This is a genomic window from Xylanivirga thermophila, assembly GCF_004138105.1.
GTDB classification, from domain to species: domain Bacteria; phylum Bacillota; class Clostridia; order Caldicoprobacterales; family Xylanivirgaceae; genus Xylanivirga; species Xylanivirga thermophila.
Map to the genome: position 1 here is coordinate 54,443 of NZ_RXHQ01000009.1, position 17,310 is coordinate 71,752.

The following is a 17,310-nucleotide window of genomic DNA, read 5'->3' on the forward strand; positions in this document are numbered from 1 at the left end:
TTTATAAGTTAGAATTAATACAATTGTAAAATAATCTTAATATTATTCTGCTTTTTTTGCAGTTCTAGAAAAATTTTGTGTTATGCTAAAAATAAATAAAGGAAAAAGTGAGGTATATACGAAATGGAAAATAATATAGTGAGCCTAGACAATTTTAGATTAAAAAAGATTGAACAAAAGCATAAATCCACCCGTGGTTTTCATCTTAAAGAAAGAAAAAAGAAATTATATCTTACTGAAAAAGAAGTAGAGATTTTATTAGATTTCCTCGATGAAGATATAGGCTATGCAAACGAAGAAGAGGAAATGTTTATAAAACAGAATGAATGGAAGATAGTGGAGAATTGCAGAAAAGATAGACAGGATTGTGAAAGAATTAAAAAGATAATAAAGGATAATATAGAAACCTACGAAGATTATGTTATGTTAGAACGTGATGACATAAGTTTTCTTGATTTAGAAATACACATACGTAATTCTAGCACAGATAAGGAAGAAGAAGAAAGAAATTTTAAAAAATATGAAACAATAATGAAAAAATTCGATGAAAAATTAATAGATAAAAGACCCATTATATGAATTCATAGGGGTAAGGGAGCAAAGAGTTTAGGATTATACCAGAAATTGCATTATGAAAGGCTACACTCTCCATTAAATATGGGAAAAGGCATTAGGGGATTATGTCCTGCTAATGCCTTTTGGCTTATTACTCTTTATTTTTTGTGTATATGGTTTCTATCTTAATAGTAAAGGACAAAAGTATAATAAATGAGATGCCTGCCAGTAGACCGAGAATAAAACGTATGATAATGTTCTGTACGACAATAGAAAAAGGAATTAAAAATATATTTCCAAGTATAACTAGTTTTACAGTCCTGAAAACACTAGATTTCATTGAATACCTCCTTATGCATGTATTACATAGAATTTTACTTGGCCACTATACCTTATTTCAAATTAAATTTTAGCATTTAAAATAAAGTCGTTCCACGTTATAATAAGAGCAGGAAATAGGTTTATGGGAAATGGACTAAGTGCCATTGACACAGGCACCCTTAGTGGTGTTCGACTGATGTCAGTGGCATTTTCTTTTTTAAGAAATAGGGAAATTAGGGATAGGGGGACAGAAAAAGGGGATAAGGTTTTAGGTACAAGGTGGATAACCGTTATGATAATCCTTACTCCTTAACCCTAATCCCTATTAACGGGGGGTGTTCAAGTGGCCAAAAAAAATGCTGGTTGGAATGAAGATAAATTAAATAGATGGATAAAGGAAGGCAGAGGACAGGGGGAAGGCAGGGATTATAAACCTTGGATTACGGTAACGGATTTTCCTTCACAGGGAAGGTGTGCCCGTGTAAAGGGAATTAAAACGGGTAGGGTTCATCATTTTCTATCGGATATACAAAGAGAATATTTTTATTTATTGGAATTCGATGAGGCAAATATTATTTTTGATATTAAAGAGTCTTATCCTTTGCTTGATTTTTATGATGTAGTTCAAGATACACAAGATTTGAATAAGCAATACTTTAAAGACAAAAATACAGGATTGCCATATGTTCTTACTACAACTTTTCTAATTACGATAAAATCTCTAAATGGAGGTGTAGAATATGTCGCCAGAAGCGTGAAGGCAGCATCGGAATTAGAACGAAAGACAACTCTTGAAAAGTTGGAAATGGAAAGGCGGTATTGGCAGGCAAAATCTATCGATTGGTCTATTGTTACAGAAAAAGATATAAATTCTGTAAAGGCGAAAAACATAGAATGGGCACTTTCTTCAATACATGCCATCCCAGATATGGGACTTTCCAAACAAGAGATAATAGAACTTGGTGCTGCACTTCAATTAAGACTTTATTCTAACAAAGATTCATCTATAAGAAGTATAGTAACTGGACTTGAGGTTGATTACGCCTTAGATGAAGGTACAGGCTTATTTTTATTTCGCTATTTAGTTGCCATAAAGGCTGTGAGACTTAATATGAACATACCTATAGATTTAAGCAGTCCTGCCAGTGTAATAAAATTTGATGAAATTATGGAGGAGGATTTAAAAAGTGTTAGTAGTTAATATGTTGGTTAAATGGGGAAGTGCAGGGATAAGGGAGATAGGGTGTGAGGTGCAAGGGGGCGGTGAAGGGTTAAGGGGACTGGGTTATAAGGCTCAAGGGGAGGATGAAAGGATAAATAAATTAGGATACGGGATACAAGGGGAAAGTATTATTGAAAGGGTTTTGTGGTTGGATGGGTCAAAGGATTTAGCGTATGCGATTGATATAAATGCTAATAGATTTCCCTATGCACGAGCAATAAGCGAATACGAAGATGCATTAGAAAGAGATATGGCCGTTATCCTAGATACTGACCCTTATATGAAGGCTGTAGATGAAAATTTACTTACTAAAAGGACTAAGGAAATAAGGGATAAGGCGTGGGAGGCAATTTCTCCGTTTGTTGTATTAGAGCCTGAAATTTATGATTCAAGGGAAAGAAGTGAGTATATAAGGAATGTGGCAGAAAAGCATCAGATGACCGAAAAAACCATAGTTAAGTACTTAAAAAGATATTGGATAAGGGGTAAGACTAAGAACGCCCTGATTCCAGATTTTTATCGGTGTGGGGGCAGGGGTAAAGAGAAAGAAAATACAGGAGTGAAACGGGGCAGACCTCGGAAACACGGTGATATCGTCGGTATAGGCGTAAATATAGATGATGAAATAAAACGAATATTTCGGATAGCAATAAATAAATTCTACTACAGTTCAACCCAATACTCCCTTACCCTTACTTATGAACTAATGCGGAAGGAATATTTTAATGAGGGATACAGGATTGAAAATGGTATAGAAGTTCCTATTTTAAAACCTTCTTCGGAGGTTCCTACATTTGGACAATTCCGTTATTGGTTTAATAAAGAGAGAAATATAAAACATGAAATATCTGCACGTTATAGCCCTAAAAAGTATCAGCAGGAATATCGACCTGTTTTAGGCAGTTCTAGTGTAGATGCAATAGGACCTGGCTCGCTTTATCAAATTGATGCTACTATAGCCGATGTTTACTTAGTTTCACGGTTTAACAGGACACATATAATTGGAAGGCCTGTAGTATATGTCATTCAAGATTGTTTTTCCAGGATTATTACGGGGTTATATGTAGGTTTGGAAGGACCATCATGGATAGGTGCTTCAATGGCTATTGCAAATAGTGCCTCGGATAAAGTTAAGTTTTGCAATGAATATGAAGTAGAAATAAAAGAGGAGGAATGGTCTATACATCATCTGCCACAGGCAATTTTAGCAGATAGAGGTGAAATGTTATCGGATAATGCAGAGAGTTTAATCATGAATCTTGGTATTACAATAAAAAATACTCCGCCTTATAGGGCGGACTGGAAGTCACTAATAGAGAGGTATTTTAAATTAACAAATGAACGTACTAAAGCATTTTTACCAGGAGCCATTAATCCAGATTTTAGAGAACGGGGAGGCCGTGACTATAGGCTTGACGCAAAACTCGACCTGCAGCAGTTTACCAAAATTATTATAAAGTGTGCATTATATCATAATAATCATTATCGTATGGATAACTATAATAAAGATGAGATGATGGTATCAGATGAAGTGGAACCCATACCAAGGGAGATATGGAACTGGGGCTTGACAAACAAGATGGGGAAATTACGGCAAGTAGACGAGGAAGTAGTGAAACTTAATCTTATGCCGTCAGATAATGGGGTGGTTACGGCAAAAGGTATAAGGTTTAAGGGACTTTATTACAGTTCTAAAACCTGTATGAAAGAGCAGTGGTTTGTTAAGGCTCGCAGCCGTGGAAGTTGGCAGATACCAATATGTTACGACCCAAGAAGAGTAGATTATATCTATATAAAAAAATCTGCAACGGAATTTGAAAAATGCTTCTTACTAGAATATCAAACAGCATTTAAGGACAAGTATCTTGAAGAAGTGGAATATCTTAATGAATGGGAAAAGGTACAAAAGGTTAAGAGTAGCGACGTGAGTATGCAGGCAAAGTCTGACCTTATGACAGAAATTCAAAATGTTGTAAAGAATGCAAAGAAAGAGACCAATAGTAAACTTTTCTTATCTAATGAGAGTGATACACAGCGAAAGAAGAATATTCGGGGAAATAGGCAAATTGAAAAGGAAATAAACCGTGAAACGGAAGTATTTGAACTGGACAAGAGAGAGATACAAGGTGAAGCAGAAATAATACCTTTTGATAAAGTAGAAGATGAGTTACCAGACAATCCATTGGAGTTATTGAGGAAAAAGCAGAGGGAGCAGTTGAGGGGCAGGGGTTACTAAGAGCAGGAATGGGGGGAGTATGGTGAGTAATGTAGATGGGGGTGCAGGTCTTATGGGCAAAGTGTTAATACCACATGGTGTTGTAGCAGAGGAAGCAGTGTATAAAGAGCAAATAATTGAAGGATATAGAGACAATCCATTTATAGAGGCTCTACCTCCCATATTTTCTCCAGAAGAGGTAATTGATAAAATGATAGTTTATCCACCATATAACGAAGGGGAAAGAGAACTGGATGCTCATTATAGAATTCACCTTGTACAAAAACTGTTTCAGTGTTTTCAGCCCTTACCGCAGCATTTGGATTTAGAAAGCAGGATTTCACGGGTCATAAGACAAGGTTATCTTGCGAGAAATCCAATTAGCAGAGATTATGTAATAAGTCTAAATGATGGATATAAGGCTATACAGAATTGTGATATTAATACAAACCAGCAGTTTAGAAGCACAGCCTGCGGTTTTACTACTATTGGTGTATCAGGGATGGGAAAATCGGTATCAGTTAATAGAGTTTTGTCTATGTATCCGCAGGTGATAGTACATAGTGGGTATAAGGGGCAGGGATTTAGTTTTTATCAAATAGTATGGCTGAAACTGGATTGCCCTTTTGATGGCAGTGTTAAAGGACTTTGTATAGATTTTTTTAATAAGATAGACCAGTTAATGGGTACAAATTATTACAGTAAGGTTGGAAGTTATAACAGGTCTGTAGATTATATGCTTACCCTTATAGCACAGGTGGTGAGGAGTACGGGGTTAGGGCTTTTAGTCATAGATGAAATCCAACACCTTTGTGAGGCAAGAGGTTTTGGTGATGAGAAAATGTTAAACTTCTTTGTAACTTTAGTTAATACAGCAGGTGTTCCCGTTGTGCTTATTGGTAATCCCAAAGCCATGTCTATATTACAAAGTGAGTTTCGTCAGGCAAGGAGAGGTTCGGGTCAGGGAGATATGATTTGGGACAGGCTAGGGCAAAATGATGATTATGAATTATTACTTGATGCCCTTTGGCAATATCAATGGACTAGAAAAGTGAGTCCTCTTACAGAAAACATAAAGGATGTACTATACGAGGAGAGCCAAGGGGTAATAGACATTGTGGTAAAACTTATGGTTATGTCTCAAACGGTGGCTATCACTACTGGTATAGAGAAAGTTACAGAATCCTTAATAAGCCAAGTGGCAAAGGAACATTTTAAATTAGTAAGGCCTATGCTTCTTGCACTTAAATCAGGTAACATGAAAGAGATTGCGAAGTATTCTGATATAAGTACACTGGAAATAGATTATAGCAAGGTAATAGACCAAGGAAAACAGTCGGCAAAAATGCAGGCAAAGATTAAAGCATTGAAGGAGAAAAAGGAAGAAAGGGATAAGGAGGAAAGGGGAACAAAGGCAGAAAAGGTTATAATGAAACTCTTGGAACTTGGAATAAAGCCGAAAGAAGCACAAAAGGCAGTTGAAGCCGTTCTCGGAACGGAAGGCCAAGATATAGATGATGGACAATTAGTTATAAAAGCAGTCCAGTCACTTTCTTCGATGCCGAGTAAAAAGAAAACTAAAGAGATTCCAAAATCTAAGGATGATGTCAGATATGTTGTTGAAGAAGGCAAAAAAGTGGGAAAAACGGCATATGAAGCACTGAAAGTCAAAGGTTATATTCAAAAGGAAGAAGATTGGATTTTTAAAGTGGGGTGAAGAGTTATCATGCATTTTTTCCCGAACCCGTACAACGATGAGATTTTATATAGCGTGTTAGCACGGTATAGCGTACGATGTGGCATTATAAGTCATAAAACTATAATAGAAGGCATATTTGGTAAAGCCAGTGCGAGGGCAGTCATGGAACTGCCTTTTAATATAAATGGGCTTATATCAAACCTACCAGTGAACAGTCCCTATACAGGAGATGTTTTTATTTATAACCATACACTATATACGTTTTTTACAGCATTTCTTCCGCCTGAACGTGCAGAAGGGATAAAGTGCTTGATGCTTGAAGAAAGTGGGGGCAGCAAGGCTTATGGGAAAGCAGGTATTTTAGGCAGCCGTCTTCCGCTAAATGAATATATGAAATTTTGCCCCAAATGTTTTGAGGAAGATACTGCACAATATGGCGAAGGTTACTGGCACAGGATACATCAAGTCCCATTTATAATGGTTTGCCCTTTGCATGAAACTTTGCTTTATGATAGTACCGTTTTAGTAAGAGGGCATAATCCTCAAGCCTATATACCTGCAAACGGTGATAACTGTAGGGTTAATGAACTGCCTTACTATAAACCTGATACAATAAAGAAGTTTATCAATATTTCTAAAGATGTACAAAATTTATTAGAGAGTAGTTTTCCCAACAAACCTTTTACTTGGTTTGCAAAGCAGTATGTTGAGAGATTTAAGGAATTGGAATATGCCAATATAAATGGCAGGGTGTATTGGGATGACCTGGTGCAAGATTTTAAAGATTTTTATGGCGAAGAATTTCTTAATGCTATGCAGTCTAATATAGAAGATAAGGGACAAGGGCAATGGATAAGGGAAGTTACGCATTCAGATGCAAAGGCTATGCATCCTATTAGACATTTACTGCTTGCCAGGTTTTTAGGGTTATCGTTGGATACACTTTTTAATAAAGAGATTTGCTATAAACCCTTTGGAGATGGACCTTGGCTTTGCTTAAATCCTGCTGCAGACCATTTTCTTGAGCCTGTAATTAAAGATGTAGAGATAAAGTACAGGCGTAGGAATAAGAATACTAATGGGTTTTTCAGATGTGGCTGTGGGTTTGAATACATGAGGTCAGTGGCAAGGAAGCAAGGTGAAAGGGTTATAAGGGGTGAAAGTACAGGAATTAGGGGTAAGGAAGATAGGGTAATTAGGGATAAGGGGATGGGTATTAGGAGTAAGGAAACGGGAGTTAGAGATGGGGAAGTAGAAATTGAGGATAGGGAGGCGGGATGTGAGGAGCAAGGTAGATTTGTAAGGGTTGTGAAATATGGTCATGTGTGGGAAGAGAAGGTACTGGAATTGATAGATGAGGGAGTTAGTGATGAGGAGATTGCAGTAAGGCTTAATGCAGATGTGAGGAAGATTAGGGGATTTAATAGGGGTAAGGGAGACAGGGATAATATGGGCGAGGATGAAAGGAGTAAGGGAGAAGGGGTTAAGGGTACTAGGATTATTGAGACTTTGGACAATAGTATTGATTTTATAGTAAAAAGGCAGAAGTATAGGGAAGAGTGGCTTCGGGTAGTCGGAGAAAACCCAGATAAGGGCAGAGTAGAGTTGCGGAGGCTAGGTAAATATACCTGTACCTGGTTATGCAGGAATGACAGGGAGTGGTGGGAGAAAAATACTCCTGCAAAGAAGTATGTACAGGCCGATAATACTGTTGATTGGGAAATTAGGGACAAGGAAATTTTACAGCATGTTAAGCAAACCGTTCAGGAGATTTTAGATAGTGAGGAAAAGCCCCAGAGAATCAGCCTACGACTGGTTAAAACAAAGTCAGGGCTTAAAAGTTTTGACCTTCAATTGGATAAATTGCCACTAACTAAAGCATTCATTGATTCCGCAATAGAGACCCCTATGGATTTACATAAAAGGAGTATAAGATGGGCAATTAATAAACTCAATGAAGAAGGTAAGGCATTGACTATTACTAATATTACTGCAATGACAGGAGTAGGGAACAAGTATAGGAAACAGGTTGTGGAGGAGATTAAGAGGGTGTTAGAGGGGCTAGGGAAAAGGTGAAAAGGGTTAAGGAAGTAGGTGCTTTTACGGGGTGTATGGTGTAAAATAAAGGTATATACTAGTAGAAAGGTATTAGGTAAGAAGTATTTATATGCGGCAAGAGAGTGCAAAAATGAAAAAAGAGGCAGCAGCAATTGGGATTATTGGAATACCTGATGATGAAAGCATTAAAATGCTGGAAAAAGAGTTAGGGGAGCCTATAAAGAAGATTGAGAAAAAAGGAAAGATTATTTTGTTGGTTGGCAAAGGATTATTTAAAAAGAAAATTATAATTCCTACCGAAAAATAGAAATGCTTGAAACTGTTTTACATTGTTTTTATAAGTCGCATTAGTAATTTAATGTGAAGGAGTATGTAAAATTACTTGCAGATAATGGAGAAGGAAAATGCAAAAAAGTAAACCTGTTTTATTATCAATTATATGGACAATAGTAATCTTGATTTTTCCAGTGATATCAGGTGTAATTGCCACTGTATTTAAAATGAACCAGATTGTGATATTTCTTATACAGGGATGTTTTATGTTACTTTCCATAAGTATCCCAGTCATATATGTATGCAAAAAGAAAATTGATGTCAAAGAAATTGGAGTGAGAAAAGCCAAATCAGGAAGTATCAGGAAAACGCTGTTATTTATACCCTTACTACTTGCTGAATTACCTCTTATACTAGTTGGTGTTGATTTTAAAGGTTTTACATATGTTAGCACACTTGCTTTTTTTACCTTAATGGTTGGAATCTCAGAAGAACTCTATTTTAGAGGTATCATTTTAAAGTTACTAAAAGATAACTTCTCTGTTAAGCAAACGATTATAATTTCTGCTTTGATATTTGGAATTGGACATAGCGCCAGTATTCTTGCCGGAGAAAGCATTGTGGAGGTATTACTACAAATTATTAATGCTATTATGTTCGGAATCCTTGCTGCTGAAATTGTCATACTTACAAAGAGTTTATTCCCCGTGATAATATGGCACTTTTTATTTAATTTTGTGAATTACATATCGTTAGCAATTAGTACAAGTGAATATATAGCGAACGGAATTCAAGAAATAATTATGATTATTTATTCGGTATACTTATGGAATATAGTATCTCAAGAAAATGCGCAAATAGATAAGAGATGTCAGCATTAGATTATGAGAGCAATCTTTAGTTCGCACATTTTTCTATTGACGTATATAGATTGACGATATATAATTTATATGTAGATAATCTATATATAAAGGAGGACTATATATGTCTATAGATAAGAGCCTGTTGACAGGTAGTACGACAACTTTGATTTTGAAGTTGCTTGAAGAAAAAGATATGTATGGGTATCAAATGATTGAAACTCTGGCACAAAAATCAGATGATACTTTCAACTTGAAAGCAGGTACACTTTATCCTATTTTACACAATCTTGAAAATAACGAAATTGTTGAATCTTACGAGGAAGAAGCGGATAACGGGCGAACAAGAAAATATTATCATCTTACTTCTAAGGGTAAAAAACTTTTACAAGAAAAACATCAAGAATGGATTACTTATTCTTCTGCGGTCAACAGAATTTTGAACGGAGGAGTAAGTTATGCAACCGTTTGATGAAATAAAACAATATAGCAAGGCTGTATGTGAACAAATACGTTGGAAAAAGGCTCATAATATTATTTCGGAAGAAATCGAAAATCATCTTTGCGACCAAAGGGATGCCTATATTTCTCAGGGCGAGGATGAAAAATTAGCAACACAAAAAGCAATATTACAGATGGGTGATGCAGCGTCAATCGGTATGGAGTTGGATAAAACTCATAAGCCAAAACCCCAGTGGACAATGATTATCCTGACTGCTGTGTTAATGTTAATAGGCATGCTTTCAAATTATTTTATTGCTTCTTCTGAATATTCCTTGGATAGATTCAGCCTTGCTCCCTATATTATTGCTTTGACTGTGTTTTTAGTATGCTATTTTCTTGACTTTTCCATTTTGGGGAAATGCGCAAAATATTTCTATTTTATTGCCTTAGTAGTTTCGGTTACAGGGCTTTTGTTTGGCAACCAAATAAACGGCAGAATTTTGTTTTTGTCAGGCAGATTATCTATAAGTTTATCCTATCTTTCCTTAATATTTCCCCTTGCGTATTCATTACTTATTTATGCTTTACGGCATAAGGGATATAAAGGTATTATATTATGCGGTATAGGTTATGTTCCATTTGCAATTATATTATTGCTTGTACCTTCAGTTACTGGTTTTGCTTTATTTACAATATCGGCACTTGTTATCCTTTGTACTTCTGTTGTAAAAGGATGGTTTGGAATAGATAAAAAGCGTGGTTTGTTATTAGTGCTGATACCTGCACTTATTGCGCTTATTGCTGCCATTATCTATATCATACAAAACTCCTATTTTTTAAACAGACTTAGTACTGCAGTCAACCCATATTCCGACCGCAATGGTTCTGGTTACATTCATTGTCTTGTACGGGATTTATTAACAAACTCTCAATTTGCTGGCAAGGGAACTGTACCTTCTCAATTTGGCAATAATGTTCCCATAATACCTGCTTTAGATACAGATTATATTCTTACTGCATTGACGCACAATTTTGGCTGGGTTGCATTTTTTGGAATATCAGTAGTTATTATAGTATTTTCTATTTTAGGATTATATTATGTTACTAAGCAAAAAAGTGTTTTGGGAACTATAGTATCGTTATCGATAATGCTTACCTTTGTTTTGCAAACAATAATTTACATTGTGAATAACCTTGGGTTTGGAATATTGTCAGCATTGTCATTACCACTGGTCTCTTATGGGAACGTAGCACTAATAATAAATTCTGCTTTAATAGGATTTATGCTTTCAGTTTTCAGAACAGGGGATATTTTAAAAGATAGTATAAAGTCTCCCGTAAAAATCAATTCAATATTTTCATACGAAGATGGAAAATTGATAATCAATTTTAAAGGATAACTAACTTTTATGAGCATAATGTGTAACTAAGGTAATGCATATATTATTTATATTTTATGGGGTGTGAATTTTGAAGAAAAATATATTTAGAAGTATTGCTGGTTTACTGTATTTATTTTCAATTATAGTATTTTTTACTTATGTTATAATGTCTGTTAATCCAAGAATTCGCATTTCACCAGTTGCCCGATTGGTTTTGCTTTGTTCTTGCTGTTTAGCAATTTATTTTGGAAGTTTGCTAATATCAAAAACTATTGGTGCCGAGCAAGGTAAAAAAGTTATGAAAAGAACATTTTCACTGTTTTTTGTCATATATTTAATATTAATTTCAACCTTTACTTTATTTGATTCTTATTTTGGACGTAGGGGTGCAGTAATGGCTTTCAAATGGAATGTCGAAACTTTTGGATGTTATATTAGAAATTCACTGAATATTATTCCCTTTGCAACAATATTTGGATATATTTCAAAATTGTCATCAGGTCAGATAAACACTAATATAGTTATTACAAATATATTTGGAAATCTAATAGCATTTGGTCCATTCGCACTGTTTTTACCGTTGCTTTTTAAAAAAATAAATACATTTAAAAAATTTTTTATCACAATATTGTGCATTGTTGTAATGGTAGAACTATTGCAATTTGCTATGCTGACAGGCTCTTGTGATATTGATGATGTTATTTTGAATGTTGGTGGTGCTTGCATTTTCTATTGGGTGTTCCATATAAAACCAATCCATGCATTTATTAATAAATTAGCGATGATAACTTATTAAACTGTATTATGAGCATAATGTTTGGTTGAATTAATGCACATTTTTTATAAGATGCAGCATAAAGAACTTAAATATTTTGAAATACATTTAAACAAAGCAAAACTCTTCCCGAAAGATTTTATTTCCATTTTGGAACGACACGACTTATTCAGGAACAACATTATTTTCTTTTTGGAATAAGTTTTTTTACTTTGGAACAGGTTTATTTTCCTTGGAACGACTTTCGGGCTTATGGAACAACTTTATTTTCTCAACGAGGTCATAAGTGAGGAGAGAGAAGTAAATAAAGTCTTTCCTTTTTGCAAATAGAGTCTTTCCAAAGTTGCAGAAACCAGGGTTTTGGAACAACATTATTTCCATTTTGGAACGACTTAACCTGATTTTATCAAAAACCTTAACCCTTACCCCTTAATTCCTTAGTCCTATCTATGTGATTATCAAATAAAGTCTTTCCAACCTCATCCCCGCAAACCCGCATGGCTGATGGATGGGTAAAAATGGATGAAAATAAAGATGTTCCTCAAAATGGATGGTTTGATTGAATTAAATGGGAAAAATGGAAGGGATAAAAGTAAAAAAAGGTGTTCTTTTTTAGGGATAAGGAATAAGGAAAAAGGGATATAGGGGAGGATGGAGGGAAAAGAAAAAACCTTTGTAACCTATATGATAAATGGATTACAAAGGATTGATTATTTGATTGGAAGGCTATCCTTGCCCCTTGAACCTATCCCCTTAACCCTGCAGTTAAGGAACATGTTTATTTGCAGTGGAACGAGTTTATTTACAAAGGAAAGAGTTTATTTGGTGTTTACAACATCAATATTTTCAAGACAATAACCATTTAATTCTTTGCACAGGAGAGCTCTTATATATCCACGATCTGTATTGGTGGAATGAATATAAAAATTCATTCCATAGTAGAATCGGATGAGAGAAGGCATTTTTGAAGCGGTGTGTAAAGCAAGAATCTGAGCCCCTTGTTTTTTTGATTCTTCCTCCACAATATCTATGAGTCCTCCTCCAATCCCATGGTTGTGAACAATGGGACGTACTCCAAATCGGGTTATATATGCTATATGATTTGGTAACATTTCAAATCGTATGCTACCTACAGCCTGCCCATTAAGATATGCTATAAATACGTTTTTTTCCAATATATCTTTTTGTATAATATGAGGTGTTTCCGAAAGGGCAAAAACTTTATTAGGCATACCTAGCTCATGGGCATATTTTTTAAAAGCTTCCTGTGTTATTTCATATATGATATTAGCTTCATCTAAATTGGCCTTCCTTATAAAAAGCTCCATGCAATCTCCCTCCTCCTTATAAAACTATAAGGCTATTATTTCCCATAAGTAACGTCATTACTGCTTTTTGAGTATGCAGTCGATTTTCCGATTGGTCAAATATTACTGAATGTATTCCATCTATTACTGATTTAGTCACTTCTTCTCCACGATGAGCAGGTAGGCAATGCATGAAAATATAGTCTTCTTTAGCTAAATGCGTGAGACAATCATTTATCTGATAGGCTGAGAATGCTTCAAGACGCTCTTTTGTTTCGTTTTCCTGGCCCATACTTGCCCATACATCTGTATAGATTATGTCTGCATTTGCAGCGGCTTTTTCTATATCGTTTCTTACTTCTACTTTGCATCCACTCTCATGGGCATTTTTTATTGCCATATCTATTATTGACTTGCTAGGTTCATATCCTTTTGGACAGGCTATTGAGATGTCCATGCCTATCTTAGAGGATGCAATGAGGAGCGAATGGGCCACGTTATTGCCGTCACCTATGAATGCTAACTTTAATTTTGAAAAATCACCTTTGTGTTCATATATAGTCAAAAGATCTGCTAGTATTTGGCATGGATGATATGTATCTGTAAGGCCATTTATAATTGGAATAGTGCCGTATTTTGCGAGATCTTCCACATCCTTTTGTGCAAATGTTCTTATCATAATGCCATCTACATAGCGGGATAGGACTTTTGCAGTATCGGCAATAGTTTCACCACGTTTCAGCTGTATATCCCGATCACTTAGAAAAAGTCCATGCCCTCCTAATTGATGTATTCCTACCTCAAATGATACACGAGTACGGGTGGAACTTTTAGTAAATATCATAGCCAAAGTTTTTCCCTCTAAAAGTCTATGGGGAATATGCTCTTTTTGTTTTTCTTTTAGCCTTAAGGCAAGGCTTAGTATTTGATATATTTCATCTATATCATAATCCTGCAAGGTCAGGAGATGTTTTTGCGAAAAGCTTTTTTTAGATTGATATTCATAAAGGTTAAGCATTTATTTTTCACTCCTTGTTATATTGATTCAGGGGTATAACATTATAGTCACTTGTATCTTTTTCAATAAGGGCTTTTAACAGGGCATTTGCAGTATCAAGGCATGTGATAGAAGGAATATTATATTCTATCGCCTCCCGCCTTATGGTAAATCCAAACTTTTGCGGATTTTTTCCTCGGGTAGGTGTGTTTATCACCATATGGATCTCTCCGTTTTGTATAGCTGCTGGCACATTTGCCTTTGTAATTAAGCTAGTATTTATATCACTATTTAGCAAGAAATCATATGTTTTAGGTGTAGAGACTATATTAAATCCCATGCTTTTAAGCATGGTAGCTGTTTGAAGTACATCTATCTTATCTTTGTCTGCTATGGATAGAAGCACTGTACCTTTCTTTGGCATATCCATGCCGGAAGCTAATATAGCTTTATATAGTGCTTTGCCATAGGTTTTATCGCATCCCATAACTTCTCCAGTGGATTTCATCTCAGGTCCCAAATAAGTGTCTACAGAAGATAGCTTTGAAAAGGAGAAGACTGGTGCTTTAACTGTGACAAGCTTTGGATATGGGGTCAACCCTGTTTCATATCCAAGTTCTTTGAGAGTTTTCCCAAGTATTATATCTGTAGCTATGGACACTATAGGGAGCCCTGTAGATTTACTTAAGATGGGCACTGTACGACTAGCTCTAGGGTTTACCTCTATTACCATTACATTATCGTTTTTATCTATAACGAATTGTATATTAAATAGACCTTTTATATTGAGCTCCCGCCCGATAGCAATGGTATATTCTATTATTTGATTCTGTGCTTTTTCTGACATATGCTGTGGAGGGTATATGCCAAAGCTGTCTCCAGAATGTATGCCGGATCTTTCTATATGCTCTATTATGCCTGCTATTAATACGTTTGTTCCATCACATATCCCATCTATTTCAGCTTCCATGCCTAGTATATACTTATCTATCAATATTGGATGATCATTTGACAAACTAACGGCTTCCTTTAAATATGATGAAAGTTCTTTTTTATCATATACGATCTCCATGGCTCTCCCGCCTAGTACATAGGATGGTCTTATAATAACAGGGTATCCAATTTCTTCTGCGATTTCTATGGCGTGTTCAGGTAGATAGGCTGTGCCTCCTGCAGGGGTTGGTATATTTAAATCTTTCATAAGGTTTAAAAATCTATCTCGGTTTTCGGATTTATCCATATTATCCACATTAGTACCTAATATATCTATACCTGCATTGCTTAAATACCTTGCAAGATTTATGGAAGTTTGCCCCCCAAATTGCACGATTACACCTTTTAATTGTTCCTTATTGATGATATCTATTATACATTCTGGGGTAAGGGGTTCAAAAAAAAGAGTATCCGATGTATCAAAATCAGTGCTCACCGTTTCTGGATTATTGTTTACCATTATTGCCTTGATACCCTGTCTTTTTAATGCTTTTACGCAATGGACGCTGCAATAGTCAAATTCTATCCCTTGTCCTATGCGTATTGGACCAGAACCTATTACCAGTATTTTATCCACGCCTTTCGTAGTTGTATATGAATTATTGGTATTATTATAGGTAGAGTAATAGCATGGTGTACCATTTATAGCTTTGTATGATGGAAAAATATCGTAATATTCCCTAAAATGGTATACATCTTTTTCATTTGTACCTAATATATGTGCTATATAACTGTCTGCCAGTCCGTAGGTCTTGCCTTTTTTAAGCATATAATCAGGTATAGTGTCTATAGTATATTTACTTAAGTTGATGGTTAGATCCACTATATTTTTTAATGCTTGTATAAAGAAAGTATCAATCTTGGTAAGAGAGTGTATATATTCTATAGAAACACCCCTTTTAAGTGCTCCCGATATGGCAAATATTCTTTCATCATTTGGTGTTTTTAGAGAATCAATTATCTTTGTATCATCCCACGACTTTACTTCTTTCATGCCAATATGATAATTCAATTTGGTATCTAGAGAGTCTATTGCCTTCAATAGGGATTCTTCCATGCTTCCCCCTATAGCCATGACTTCTCCAGTCGATTTCATCTGGGTACCTAGGGCTTTATTAGCCTTTATGAATTTATCAAATGGCCATCTCGGCACTTTTGTAATTATATAGTCGATTTGGGGTAAAGGATAACATATTTCATCTAAATTCAGACCTATTGCTATCTTAGAGGCTACCCGAGCGATTGGATATCCAGTTGCCTTTGACGCCAGTGCACTTGAGCGACTAACCCTTGGATTTACTTCTATTACAGCATACTTTGATGTGTCTGGATTCAGGGCAAATTGTACGTTACATGCCCCTTTAATATCGAGTGAGGTTGCTATGTTAATGGATGCTTTTTTGAGCATATAATATTGCTTTGATGTTAGGGTCTGGCTTGGTGCTACTACTATGCTGTCTCCTGTATGTATGCCTACTGGATCGATGTTTTCCATATCACATACCACCAAGCATTTACCCACATTGTCCCTTATAACCTCAAACTCTATTTCCTTCCATCCAGCTATACTTTCTTCCAGGAGTACCTGATGTATTATACTTGATTTTAGACCTTTGGAAAGGGTATCTATTAGATCATTCATTGTATGTACCATGCCCCCTCCAGTACCACCTAATGTATACGCAGGTCTTACGATCAATGGCAAACCCAATTTTTTTGCAAATTGTATACCTTCATCAACTGTGTTTACTATTGTGCTCATAGGTACTGTTTCACTTATGGATTGCATGGCATCCTTAAAAAATTTTCTGTCCTCTGCCTTTTTTATACTCCAAAGGGAAGTGCCTAAAAGCTCTATATCAAGTTCATCCAATATCCCAGATTGGGAGAGCTCTACCGCCATATTAAGCCCCGTTTGCCCCCCAAATGTTGCAAGTATGCCATCCGGATGTTCCTTATATAATATTTTAGATATAGAGTTAAGGGTAATTGGTTCTATATAGACAGTATCGGCCATATCCATATCGGTCATTATTGTTGCTGGGTTACTGTTTATAAGTACTACGCTTAAGCCTTCTTCTCTAAGCGCCTTACAAGCCTGTGTGCCTGCATAATCAAATTCTGCTGCTTGCCCTATTATTATTGGACCAGAACCTATCACCATTACTTTTTTTATTTTAGGATTTATTGGCATGCTAAAGCTTCCTTT

General features: G+C 35.6%; 16 protein-coding genes. 13 read left to right on the forward strand and 3 right to left on the reverse strand.

The features are described 5' to 3' along the window. Positions 1-123: 123 nt before the first annotated feature. From EJN67_RS14120 to EJN67_RS06515, 13 genes are all read left to right on the forward strand, one after another. Complete coding sequence (locus EJN67_RS14120) at positions 124-579, forward strand: hypothetical protein (protein WP_207207980.1); 456 nt, start codon at positions 124-126, stop codon at positions 577-579. Positions 580-1,018: 439 nt separating this feature from the next. Further along, positions 1,019-1,189: a hypothetical protein gene (locus EJN67_RS14000; protein ID WP_165000776.1), complete on the forward strand. Its 171-nt coding sequence runs from the start codon at positions 1,019-1,021 to the stop codon at positions 1,187-1,189. A 30-nt stretch (positions 1,190-1,219) separates the two neighbouring features. Next, positions 1,220-2,077, forward strand: coding sequence for a TnsA endonuclease C-terminal domain-containing protein (locus tag EJN67_RS06475; protein WP_129723535.1), 858 nt, complete (start codon positions 1,220-1,222; stop codon positions 2,075-2,077). Next, positions 2,064-4,334 (forward strand): Mu transposase C-terminal domain-containing protein, encoded by a 2,271-nt coding sequence (locus tag EJN67_RS06480; RefSeq protein ID WP_243641244.1) that lies wholly within the window; start codon positions 2,064-2,066, stop codon positions 4,332-4,334. Before EJN67_RS06475 ends, EJN67_RS06480 begins: the two co-directional genes overlap by 14 nt. A gap of 22 nt (positions 4,335-4,356) precedes the next feature. Then, positions 4,357-6,030, forward strand: a complete 1,674-nt coding sequence (locus EJN67_RS06485; RefSeq protein WP_243641245.1) for an AAA family ATPase — start codon at positions 4,357-4,359, stop codon at positions 6,028-6,030. 9 nt (positions 6,031-6,039) lie between these two features. Further along, positions 6,040-8,088 carry a TnsD family Tn7-like transposition protein gene (locus EJN67_RS06490; RefSeq protein WP_129723536.1) on the forward strand — a complete coding sequence of 683 codons (2,049 nt, stop codon included), beginning with the start codon at positions 6,040-6,042 and terminating at the stop codon, positions 8,086-8,088. A 112-nt stretch (positions 8,089-8,200) separates the two neighbouring features. Then, on the forward strand, positions 8,201-8,377 hold the full coding sequence (locus EJN67_RS14005) for a hypothetical protein (protein WP_165000777.1): 177 nt from the start codon (positions 8,201-8,203) through the stop codon (positions 8,375-8,377). Positions 8,378-8,474: 97 nt separating this feature from the next. Next, positions 8,475-9,224, forward strand: a complete 750-nt coding sequence (locus EJN67_RS06495) for a CPBP family intramembrane glutamic endopeptidase (RefSeq protein ID WP_129723537.1) — start codon at positions 8,475-8,477, stop codon at positions 9,222-9,224. Between the two features lie 103 nt (positions 9,225-9,327). Beyond that, positions 9,328-9,675 carry a PadR family transcriptional regulator gene (locus tag EJN67_RS06500; protein ID WP_129723538.1) on the forward strand — a complete coding sequence of 116 codons (348 nt, stop codon included), beginning with the start codon at positions 9,328-9,330 and terminating at the stop codon, positions 9,673-9,675. After that, positions 9,662-11,047, forward strand: coding sequence for an FtsW/RodA/SpoVE family cell cycle protein (locus EJN67_RS06505; RefSeq protein WP_129723539.1), 1,386 nt, complete (start codon positions 9,662-9,664; stop codon positions 11,045-11,047). The genes EJN67_RS06500 and EJN67_RS06505 overlap by 14 nt, the downstream gene beginning before the upstream one ends. A 70-nt stretch (positions 11,048-11,117) precedes the next feature. Further along, positions 11,118-11,825: a VanZ family protein gene (locus EJN67_RS06510; RefSeq protein ID WP_129723540.1), complete on the forward strand. Its 708-nt coding sequence runs from the start codon at positions 11,118-11,120 to the stop codon at positions 11,823-11,825. 501 nt (positions 11,826-12,326) lie between these two features. Next, the gene (locus tag EJN67_RS14380) at positions 12,327-12,449 is read left to right on the forward strand and encodes a hypothetical protein (RefSeq protein ID WP_279387721.1); all 123 of its coding nucleotides are present in this window, start codon (positions 12,327-12,329) and stop codon (positions 12,447-12,449) included. 6 nt (positions 12,450-12,455) lie between these two features. Then, positions 12,456-12,662, forward strand: a complete 207-nt coding sequence (locus tag EJN67_RS06515; protein WP_129723541.1) for a hypothetical protein — start codon at positions 12,456-12,458, stop codon at positions 12,660-12,662. On the opposite strand, the gene EJN67_RS06520 is transcribed toward EJN67_RS06515, so the two are convergent. Genes EJN67_RS06520 through carB form a run of 3 tightly spaced genes read right to left on the reverse strand, consistent with a single transcriptional unit; the run spans position 12,623 to position 17,295 of the window. Beyond that, positions 12,623-13,132: a GNAT family N-acetyltransferase gene (locus tag EJN67_RS06520; RefSeq protein WP_129723542.1), complete on the reverse strand. Its 510-nt coding sequence runs from the start codon at positions 13,130-13,132 to the stop codon at positions 12,623-12,625. The two genes, EJN67_RS06515 and EJN67_RS06520, sit on opposite strands and share 40 nt — an antisense overlap. 16 nt (positions 13,133-13,148) lie before the next feature. After that, the gene (gene argF, locus EJN67_RS06525; RefSeq protein ID WP_129723543.1) at positions 13,149-14,129 is read right to left on the reverse strand and encodes an ornithine carbamoyltransferase; all 981 of its coding nucleotides are present in this window, start codon (positions 14,127-14,129) and stop codon (positions 13,149-13,151) included. A 7-nt stretch (positions 14,130-14,136) separates the two neighbouring features. Further along, positions 14,137-17,295 carry a carbamoyl-phosphate synthase large subunit gene (carB, locus tag EJN67_RS06530; RefSeq protein ID WP_129723544.1) on the reverse strand — a complete coding sequence of 1,053 codons (3,159 nt, stop codon included), beginning with the start codon at positions 17,293-17,295 and terminating at the stop codon, positions 14,137-14,139. Positions 17,296-17,310 lie beyond the last annotated feature (15 nt).

Coding starts and splice junctions, on each gene's coding strand:
- EJN67_RS06500 (WP_129723538.1), top strand. CDS start 9,328: ATGTCTATAGATAAGAGCCTGTTGACAGGTAGTACGACAACTTTGATT.
- EJN67_RS14000 (WP_165000776.1), top strand. CDS start 1,019: ATGGGAAATGGACTAAGTGCCATTGACACAGGCACCCTTAGTGGTGTT.
- argF (WP_129723543.1), bottom strand. CDS start 14,129: ATGCTTAACCTTTATGAATATCAATCTAAAAAAAGCTTTTCGCAAAAA.
- EJN67_RS14005 (WP_165000777.1), top strand. CDS start 8,201: ATGAAAAAAGAGGCAGCAGCAATTGGGATTATTGGAATACCTGATGAT.
- EJN67_RS06515 (WP_129723541.1), top strand. CDS start 12,456: ATGGAGGGAAAAGAAAAAACCTTTGTAACCTATATGATAAATGGATTA.
- EJN67_RS06505 (WP_129723539.1), top strand. CDS start 9,662: ATGCAACCGTTTGATGAAATAAAACAATATAGCAAGGCTGTATGTGAA.
- EJN67_RS06520 (WP_129723542.1), bottom strand. CDS start 13,132: ATGGAGCTTTTTATAAGGAAGGCCAATTTAGATGAAGCTAATATCATA.
- EJN67_RS06490 (WP_129723536.1), top strand. CDS start 6,040: ATGCATTTTTTCCCGAACCCGTACAACGATGAGATTTTATATAGCGTG.
- EJN67_RS14380 (WP_279387721.1), top strand. CDS start 12,327: ATGAAAATAAAGATGTTCCTCAAAATGGATGGTTTGATTGAATTAAAT.
- EJN67_RS06495 (WP_129723537.1), top strand. CDS start 8,475: ATGCAAAAAAGTAAACCTGTTTTATTATCAATTATATGGACAATAGTA.
- EJN67_RS14120 (WP_207207980.1), top strand. CDS start 124: ATGGAAAATAATATAGTGAGCCTAGACAATTTTAGATTAAAAAAGATT.
- carB (WP_129723544.1), bottom strand. CDS start 17,295: ATGCCAATAAATCCTAAAATAAAAAAAGTAATGGTGATAGGTTCTGGT.